Raw genomic sequence first — 9,018 nt, 5'->3', positions numbered from 1 at the left:
ATCGCAGGCTTCGCCAGCTCCTACAGAGCCCAGCGGGAGCAAGCTCCCTCGCCACGGTTTTTTGCGCGGTGGGCTATTGCACCAACTGATTGATCTCGATAATCGGCAGCAATACCGCCATGACGATCACCAGCACCACGCCGCCCATGACCACGATCATCAGCGGCTCCAACAGCGCAGTCATGCCCATGGCCCGGCGTTCGATGTCGCGGGACAGGGTTTGTGCGGCGCGTTCGAGCATTGGCGGCAGGCAGCCGGTTTTTTCGCCGCTGGCGATCAGGTGGATCAGCACTGGCGGGAAGACTTTCTCGACCCGCAACGCCGCCGCCAGGTTGACCCCTTCGCGAACCTTGGCCGTGGCATCGCTGACGCTCAGGCTCAGGCGGTCGTTGGACAGGGTCTGGCGTGCCGCCTCCAGGGCTCGCAGCAAGGGCACCCCGGCGCCGCCGAGAATCGCCAGGGTCGAGGCAAAGCGCGCGGTGTTGAGGCCCAGCACGAAACGCCCGATCAACGGCAGGCGCAGGATGCGACTGTGCCAGTTCAACCGCGCCTGCGGGTTGCGTAAATACAATCGCCAGCCCCAGAACCCACCCGCCAGCATGCCGAAACACAACCAGCCCCAGGCGCGGATGAAATCGCTGGCGGTGAGCATCGCCACGGTCAGTCCGGGCAGGTCCTGACGGGCCTGGGAGAATGCGCTGACCACTTGGGGCACCACGTAGCTGAGCAGGAAAATCACGATGGCGATCGACACCAGCCCCACCACCCCGGGGTAGATGAACGCCGTGAGAATCTTGCCCCGCAGGTTGTTGCGCTCCTCGATGTAGTCCGCCAGCCGCTCCATCACCTGGGCGAGGTCGCCGGACTCTTCACCGGCGGCGATCAGTGCCCGGTAGATGTCCGGAAAGTCCCGTGGCCGCGCCGCCAGGGCTTCGGCCAGGCGCATGCCGCTGCGCACATCGGCGCGCACTGCGCTGAGGGTCTGGGCGATGTGTTTGCGCTCAGCCTGTTCCACCGTGGCGCTCAACGCCGCCTCCAATGGCAGGCTGGCTCCCAGCAGGCTCGCCAGTTGCCGGGTGGCCCAGGCCAGGTCGTTGTCCGAGAGTTTGGCGCTGAACAGGCCGCCGCCATGGGCTTGCGCGGTGTTGCGCTCGACCTGCACCAGCAACGCCGTCAGCCCGCGACTGCGCAACAGGTTGAAGGCGCCACTCTGGCTGTCGGCTTCCAGGTGGCCTACCTCGATCTTGCCGGTGGCATCGGCGGCTTCAAACCGGTAGCGATTCATCAGGCGTCCCGTGTCACGCGCAAGATTTCTTCTGGGGCGGTGGTACCACTGCGCACCCAGCGCTCACCGTCCTCGCGCATGCTGAACATGCCGGCCTGGCGGGCAGCGGCACGCAGCGCCTGCTCCCCTGCCCCTTGGTGGATGAGGGTGCGAATGTCATCGTCGATGCAGAACAATTCATGGATGCCGGTGCGACCGCTGTAACCGGTCTGGTTACAGCTCGGGCAGCCCACCGGGCGCCAGGTGCCGGGGGTTGCCGGATCAGCTTGTTTACACTGCGGGCAGAGCCTGCGCACCAGGCGCTGGGCGAGTACGCCGAGCATCGACGAGGCCAGCAGGAACGGCTCGACGCCCATGTCGATCAGGCGGTTGATGGCCGACACAGAGTCGTTGGTGTGCAGGGTCGCCAGCACCAGGTGACCGGTGAGGGACGCTTGCACGGCAATTTGTGCGGTCTCCAGGTCACGGATTTCGCCGATCATGATGATGTCCGGGTCCTGACGCAAAATCGCTCGCAACGCCAGGGCGAAGGTCATGTCGATCTTGGCGTTGACCTGGATCTGGCTGATGCCCGGCAGGTCGTATTCCACCGGGTCTTCGACGGTGAGGATGTTGCTGGTGCTGGCGTCGAGCCGAGCCAGGGCGGCGTAGAGGCTGGTGGTCTTGCCGCTGCCGGTGGGGCCGGTGACCAGCACGATGCCGTGGGGTTGGCGGATCAGGTGATCGAGTTTGCCCAGTACGTCCGGGTCCATGCCCAGGGTTTCCAGTTGCAGGCGCCCGGCCTGTTTATCCAGCAAGCGCATCACCACCCGTTCGCCATGGCCGGTGGGCACCGTCGAAACCCGGATGTCGATCGGTCGCCCGGCCACGCGCAGGGCAATGCGGCCATCCTGGGGCAGGCGCTTTTCGGCGATGTCGAGCTGGGCCATGATCTTGATCCGCGACACCAGCGCGCCGTGCAGGGCCTTGCGTGGCGAAACCACGTCACGCAGGGTGCCGTCGACCCGGTAGCGCACCACCGAATGGCTTTCGTAAGGCTCGATGTGGATGTCGCTGGCCTCATCCCGCGCGGCCTGGGTCAGCAAGGCGTTGATCATGCGGATCACCGGCGCGCCGTCCTGGGTGTCCAGCAGGTCGGTGATCTCGGGCATGTCCTGCATCAGGCGGTCGAGGTCCACCTCGTTCTCTGCCGCGCCCACCACGGCGGCGGCGCTGCCGGTGTCGGCGTAGGCACTGTTGAGCAAACCGTCGAGTTCCTCGTCACGCACCCGCTCCAGCCGCACCTCGCCGAACTGGCGGCGCACTTCACTGATGGACCAGCCTGGCGTGGAGGGACACACCATCAACACCGCGCCTTCGTCAGACTCGCGCAGCACCAGGCGTTGGGCCTTGGCCCAGGCGTATGGGAGGGTGTTCATGGGCACAACGCCTCCTCGACTGACGGACACACCGTGGCTGGAGCGTCGACACTGTGTAGGAGCTGTCGAGTGCAACGAGGCTGCGATCTTGTCCCAGACAATTGAGTCAAAAGCGAAAGATCAAGATCAAAAGATCGCAGGCTTCGCCAGCTCCTACATAACCCAGCGGGAGCAAGCTCCCTCGCCACGGTACTCATTGTCCAACCGGCTCCGTTGCGGGCACCGCCTTGATCACCGCCCTGGGCGTTTGCAGTCCGGCGGGCGTGGCCGGCGGAATGGCCTTGGCCGAGGCCGGCAGTTGCGGGGCTTGCATGTCCGGCAGCGCCCAGCTGCGTTCCGGTTGCAGCAGGCCCTGGGCGCGGCGCATGAAGTCGTAGCGGTTGAGGGTGATGCCGCGCCCCGCCGCCGTGTCACGGATGATGTAGGGACGCAGGAACACCATCAGGTTGGTCTTGGTGATCTGCCGCCGCTCATTGCGAAACAGCGCACCAATACCGGGGATGGTCGACAGCCACGGCACAGCATCGTTGCTCTGGCTGTAGCCGTCCTGCAACAACCCGCCAAGGACCATGATCTGCCCGTCGTCCAGCAGGATGCTGGTGTCGATGGCACGCTTGTTGGTGACAATCCCGGTGGCGCTCGAAGCGCGGTTGTCGACGCTGCTGACCTCTTGATAGATATCGAGCTTGACCGTCCCACCTTCGGAAATCTGCGGGCGGACGTTGAGCTTCAGGCCCACCTCCTCGCGGGTCACGGTCTGGAACGGGTTGTTGCTGGTGCCGCCCCCGCCGGTGACGTAACTGCCGCTGACAAACGGAATGGTCTGGCCGACAAAAATGCTCGCGGCTTCGTTGTCCAGGGTCAGCAGGTTCGGGGTCGACAACACGTTGGTGCCGCCCTTGCTCTTCAACGCCCGGGCCAGGACCTTGAGGTCGAGGATCTTGCCGATGCCGGGAATGTCCACGGTGCCGTTGACCAGGCCCAGGTTCAAGCCCTGGGGCAACACATCGATGCTGGTCTTGCCGTTAAGGTTGAGCCCGGTGCCACCGAGGTTGACGCCGCCGATCACGCCGCTGCCGCCCAGGTTGCCGGTCTGCCATTGCACGCCGAACTCGCTGGCGTCGTCCTCGCCAACCTCGACGATCAGGCTCTCGATCACCACTTGGGCGCGACGCTGGTCGAGCAGGTCGATGACTTCCCGCAGGTTGCGGTACAGCGGGTCCGGCGCGGAAATCAGCAGGGTATTGGTGGTGGCGTCGGCCTGGATGGTCACGCCGCCGGCACTGAAGGCGGTGCTCTGATCGTCCTGCGGCGAAGCCGAGCTTTGTCCGCTACTGCCTTGGGCATAACCATTGCCAGAGGTCGAAGTGCTAACGCCCGTGGTCCCGCTGGTGCTGGCGCCATCGCCGCTGCTCTGGCCGTTGGTGCTGGCGCCCATGCTGCTGAGCACCGAGCGCGAGTTATCACTGCCCTCGCCTTCGCTTTCCCCGGTGAGCAAGCCGCGCAGGGATTGGGCCAGTTTGCCGGCCTGAGCATTGCGCAGGTACACCACGTGCAGGTTGCTCGGGTTGTTCTGGGCGTTGTCGAGCTTGTAGATCAGGTTACGCGCCAGCTCCGTGCGCTCGGGGCTGCCGGCCCGAATGATGATGGCGTTGGAGCGCGGGTCGCCGATCACGTTGATCTTCTGGGTCTGGTCGCTGCCCTGGGTTTCCAGCAACTCGGAGACCATCTGCGCGATGTCCACGGCGATGCCGTTGTGTATCGGCACCACGTCGGTGTCGATGGCGCTGGGGGTATCGATGCCTTCGATGAGCTGCGCCACCCGCGACAGGTTCTCGGCGTAATCGGTGATGACGATGGTGTTGTTGCCGGGGTAGGCATTGATCGGGTTGTTGGGCGACACGATCGGGCGCAACACCGGGATCAGGTTCACCGCGTTTTCGTATTGCAGGCGAAAGGTGCGGGTCAACATGCCGTTGCCGGCCGGTCTGTCGGCGCTGTAGATCGGCCCGCCCAGCAGCTTGGCGTCGGCCTCGGGCACCACCTGGGCCACGCCGCCGACATCCACCACGCTAAAGCCCTGCATGCGCAGCGCGGCCAGCAGCATGTCATAGGCCTGGTGCGCCGGCACCTGACCTTCGGACACCAGCGTCAGGTTGCCCTTGACCCGGGGGTCCACCAGAAACTGTTGGCCGGTGGAACGGGACAAGGCCCGCACCACCGCCTGAATGTCGGCCTCGACAAAGTTCAGGGTCACCGGTTGGTCACCCAGCGGGCTGCGTGCCGGTGTACTGCTGCGGGGCTCGCGGGCACGGGCGGTGAGATCGACCGAGTGCCGCACCGGCGGTTTCTGTTCACGCAAGGTCTGAGCCCGCTGACGGTCCAGCAGCGCATCGCCGCTGCGCTGGGTACTGCCCAGCGGAATGCCCAGTTCACTGTCCACCAGCAACGGTGGTTGCGACGCCGGCGGTGTGCTGTTGCAGGCGCTCAATGCCAGCAACAGAAACGGCACGCTCTTGCGCCAATGACGCGGGTATCGGGACCCCTTCATGAAGCTTCCTTAGCGCCTTGCGCCTGATCCATGCGAACGGTTCCGGACAGGGTGCCGGCGGTGTTTTCAGTGTTGTCGATGTTGTCGGCGTTGGCCGGGGCCGCGCGCCGCAAACGGGCTTCAAGCACTTGCAGGGAAAATTGCCGTGGACTGCTCAACAGCCAGCCCATCACCTCATCGGCCGGCGCGTCGTTGAAGGTGAGTTGCCAGGCCGTGTCCACGGCCTGCAACTGGTAGTGCTCGCTCAAGCCACCGGCATCCAGGGCCTGGCGCAGAGCCGCTTCCAGAGGCTGGCCCGGCGCCGGGCCGCCGACGTCCCGCAACAACACTTCGAGGGCCTGGGTCTGCGCGCGCAACTTCGGCGTTTCAACCTGCCAATACGCAAGGGTTTGAAGCGGTGGCTGGATCAACAGCAACCAGACCAGCAGCCCGCCGAGTACCAGCGCCGCCAGGGACACGGCGCGCTGCTCGCGCACCGCCAGGCCCTGCCAGGACGTGCGGCCACGCGCGCGCAGGGTTTGCCACTGCGTCCATAGCCGTGCCGGGAATTGCTTATTCATCGTCGGCTTCCGGGGCGTGTTCGGGGTTGTCCTGCGTGCCCTGTGCGGGCAAAGCGGCACGCAAGGTCCAGCCCTGGTCATTGGCCGCAACGTCGATACCGGCCTGGCTCAGGGGGATTTTCCAGTCGTCTGCGGTGGATGTTTTTTGTGCCTCGGCCACGAGCGTCAGGCGTAACTCACCGTTTTCAAACACCAGTTCCTGCACGTTGCCGCTCATGAACGGCATGGTGCTGCCCGCTTGTTGCACCAGGCTGGCGAAGCGTTGCGCCGGGTCCGCCGCCGTGCCGCTTTGGCGCGCGGCGATTTGCTGTCGGGCTTGTTGCAAGGGGTTGAGAATCACCGGTAGTTCAGGAAACGCCTGCTTTACCCGCTGGCTCATCTGCGCCTTGAGTCGCTGGCCCTGGGTGGCCTCACGGGTGGCGTAGAGATTCAGACCGACCACCCACACCGCCAGCGCCACCGCGCAAAGCGTCGCCGCCCTGCCCCAACCGCCACGCTCGGCCGGGCCATGCGTCAGGCCGGCATGCAAGCCCCAGCCCGGCACGACACCGGTCCAGCGCTGAGGGGCGGGCAAGGTTTTGATCGAGCCCTGCGGCGGCGATTCGCCCACCCACTGCAGCCCGGCCCCTGCCTCCAGTAACCACTCATCCAACGCGTCGTCCAGCAACGGCTGCACCACCGCGTGCTGCACGCTGTAACGCACCAGCAGGTGGCCATCGTCGACGCAGGCCACCGGCCCGGACAACACCGGCAGGGCGTAGGCCGCCGGGTACAGCCCGCGCAGGTTCAGGCCGGCCTGGCGCAGCATCCGGCCCAGGGCATCGAGTGACTCCCGGTCGAGCCAGGCAATGTGCACCTGCCCGTCGGCACCGCGCGTGCTGTGAGCCACCTGCATGCGCTCGCTGGCGCCAAGCATCAGCGCCTGGGCGGCGCAGGTCACCGCGGCGGTGATTTTCGCTGCCGGCAGCTGCGGCAGTTCCAGACGGGTGAGCAAGCTGTCGCGCGGATGGAGGAAACACTCGACCCGCGGCTTCTTTGCACCCTGACCGAGGGCCCGGAGGGTGCTGCGCCCATGGTCGCGGACCTGCCCCTGGCGATCGAGCCAGGCGAATGCCACCGGGCTGTCGAGGTTCAAGCTGCCCAGTGGCGTCAACGCTATGCGCAAGCGAGTCATACGCCCACCCGTGACCAGATCACCTGAGGCATCCGGTCCTGGCTGCGTTGCAGCAAAGCATCCAGCTCGACCCGTCGCCGCCCGCTGCGAGCCTGGCCCCGCAGGCGGAACCAGTCGCTGGTGATACCGACCTTGACCGAGGTCATTTCCAGCTCCGGCATGCGCAGGCGATTGACGAAATCCCCACGGTTGATAAACCAGTGGCCGCCGTCTCGCTCAGCGATCAGCGCCTGGGCCCGCGGCAACGATAACCCTGGCACGTAAGCGGCCAGCACCGGGGCGCTGGCGGTGTTGCCGTTGAGCCAGGTATTGGCCGGCAGAATCGTCACATAAGGCGCCAGTGTGTCCAGCAGCACCGGGGTGACACCCTTGATGCTGCGCAAATCCTGCAACGTGCGCAGCATGGGTCGTGTCGGCGCCAACGGCGTGCCGGAAGCATCCGGCGAGGTGCTGCGACCGCTGTCGAAGGTACTGCTCACCGCGGCCTTGTCCGCCAACTCTGGGTTCAACAGGCGTGGGTACCCGGCAATCACCCGCGCGACGATACGCGCACGTACCGTCGCGGCGATGCCAAGTTGCTCGCACAGCCGTTCGAAGACGCGCACCTGTTCCTGGTCCACGCGTTCATTAGCGACCAGATTGCGCAGGTTGAATTTGCCTTGTTCATCTTCCAGCCGCCCTTCGAAGGGGATGTCAACCCGGCTGGAACCGGCCATCACGAAGGGGTTGGCCCAAGCCTGACCCAAGCGCGTGAGCGGATCGCGCTGACGCGCATCCCACAACAACTGGCGACTCAATTGCAGGCCGCCCTGCAACCGCGCCGTGCCCTGGATACGCAACTGCTCGGCTTCCAGGCTGCGGGTAAACAGGGTCTGGCGGGTGAGCATGCCCCCGGCGATGACCGCCACCACGGCGGCGATCAGCAAGGCGCTGATGACCGCCATGCCCCGTTGCTTCGCCGCGAAGGGCGAATCCGTTCGCATCACGACCCTTATAACTGCCAGGAGCCGATGTCGGCATTTACACCATCGCCGTCAGGCTGGCCGTCGGCCCCCAGGGAAAAGATATCGACTTCACCATTGGCGCCGGGGTTGAGGTAGTTGTAGGGACGGCCCCATGGATCGTTGGGCAGGCGCTCCAGGTAGGAACGCCATGTGCTGTTTTTTGCGTCAGCGGGCCGTTCCACCAGCACCTTGAGCCCCTGGTTCATGCTCGGGTAACTGCCGTGGTCCAGGCGATAGAGTTTCAACGCCTGCATCAAACCGCCAATGTCCTGCTTCGCCGCCGTCGCCCGCGCCTGGTCCGGCCGGTCGAGTACCTTGGGCACTACCATCGCCGCCAGAATGCCGAGAATGACCACCACAACCATGATTTCGATCAGGGTGAAACCCTGCTGCCCGCGAGGGCCTTGGAGACGGGCGTTGTAACGGGCGATCTGCATCTCGACGGTCCTTCGCTGGATTCAATTCGTGGCGCAGTGTTGCAAGAAAACATGTCAGTGATATTGAAAATGCTCAGGAGCTTACGTCGTCAATCGGTCAAGAACGGCGGTTAAGCTCGGGGGCTGCCTCTGCCCATAGAGCTCGCGCGATGTCACGCCCCACCCCACAAGCCGGCTTCACCCTGATCGAAGTGCTGGTCGCCCTGGCGATCATCGCCGTGGCCATGTCGGCGGCGGTGCGCGTGGCTGCGGTGATGACCCAAAGCAATGGGCTATTGCGAGACAAGTCCATCGCACTGCTGGCGGCCCGCAGCCAACTGGCGCAACTGCGCTTGGAGGGGCGTTTTGTGCAGGGTTCAAAAGTCATCGAATGCGATCAGGGACGGTTGCTGCTGCGTTGCGAACAGAACCTGCGCCCGGCGGAAAATGGCCGGATGTTGCGGGTTGAACTGACCGTGTCGGATCGCAGCCACGAAGCACCGCCGTTGGCGCGGTTGGAGACGTTGGTCAGCCGGGAAAAATAGCGGCTATACACGTAATGCTGTTCACTTAAGGAAATGGCGCTTTCTGAGGGGGAGAGGGTCGTTTT

Annotated in this window: 8 protein-coding genes; 1 reads left to right on the top strand and 7 read right to left on the bottom strand. The window is 65.0% G+C overall.

The window, feature by feature from the left end; translation table 11 throughout:
* Positions 1 to 73: 73 nt before the first annotated feature.
* The 7 genes from gspF to gspG all read right to left on the bottom strand — a co-directional run bounded on the left by gspF (position 74) and on the right by gspG (position 8,429).
* On the bottom strand, positions 74 to 1,285 hold the full coding sequence (gspF, locus tag MA884_RS27505) for a type II secretion system inner membrane protein GspF (RefSeq protein WP_256233444.1): 1,212 nt from the start codon (positions 1,283 to 1,285) through the stop codon (positions 74 to 76).
* Positions 1,285 to 2,703, bottom strand: coding sequence for a type II secretion system ATPase GspE (gene gspE / locus MA884_RS27500; RefSeq protein WP_256233443.1), 1,419 nt, complete (start codon positions 2,701 to 2,703; stop codon positions 1,285 to 1,287). Before gspE ends, gspF begins: the two co-directional genes overlap by 1 nt.
* Before the next feature lie 193 nt (positions 2,704 to 2,896).
* Entirely contained in the window at positions 2,897 to 5,254 is a 2,358-nt protein-coding gene (gspD, locus tag MA884_RS27495; protein ID WP_256233442.1) for a type II secretion system secretin GspD, read from the bottom strand.
* The gene (gspM, locus tag MA884_RS27490; RefSeq protein WP_256233441.1) at positions 5,251 to 5,814 is read right to left on the bottom strand and encodes a type II secretion system protein GspM; all 564 of its coding nucleotides are present in this window, start codon (positions 5,812 to 5,814) and stop codon (positions 5,251 to 5,253) included. Before gspM ends, gspD begins: the two co-directional genes overlap by 4 nt.
* A complete protein-coding gene (gene gspL / locus MA884_RS27485; protein WP_256233440.1) occupies positions 5,807 to 6,988 on the bottom strand; it encodes a type II secretion system protein GspL in 1,182 nt (393 codons plus the stop codon). Before gspL ends, gspM begins: the two co-directional genes overlap by 8 nt.
* A complete protein-coding gene (gspK, locus tag MA884_RS27480) occupies positions 6,985 to 7,971 on the bottom strand; it encodes a type II secretion system minor pseudopilin GspK (protein WP_256233439.1) in 987 nt (328 codons plus the stop codon). Before gspK ends, gspL begins: the two co-directional genes overlap by 4 nt.
* Before the next feature lie 8 nt (positions 7,972 to 7,979).
* Positions 7,980 to 8,429: a type II secretion system major pseudopilin GspG gene (gene gspG, locus MA884_RS27475; protein ID WP_076385242.1), complete on the bottom strand. Its 450-nt coding sequence runs from the start codon at positions 8,427 to 8,429 to the stop codon at positions 7,980 to 7,982.
* Positions 8,430 to 8,578: 149 nt separating this feature from the next.
* Between gspG and gspI the strand changes: the two genes are divergently transcribed.
* Entirely contained in the window at positions 8,579 to 8,953 is a 375-nt protein-coding gene (gene gspI, locus MA884_RS27470) for a type II secretion system minor pseudopilin GspI (RefSeq protein ID WP_256233438.1), read from the top strand.
* Positions 8,954 to 9,018: the final 65 nt, after the last annotated feature.

Origin of the sequence: Pseudomonas sp. Q11 (assembly GCF_024494355.1) — a bacterium.
Classification (GTDB): domain Bacteria; phylum Pseudomonadota; class Gammaproteobacteria; order Pseudomonadales; family Pseudomonadaceae; genus Aquipseudomonas; species Aquipseudomonas hefeiensis.
The sequence above is the reverse complement of the archived record's forward strand: the minus strand, read 5'-3'. Positions and strand labels throughout refer to the sequence as shown.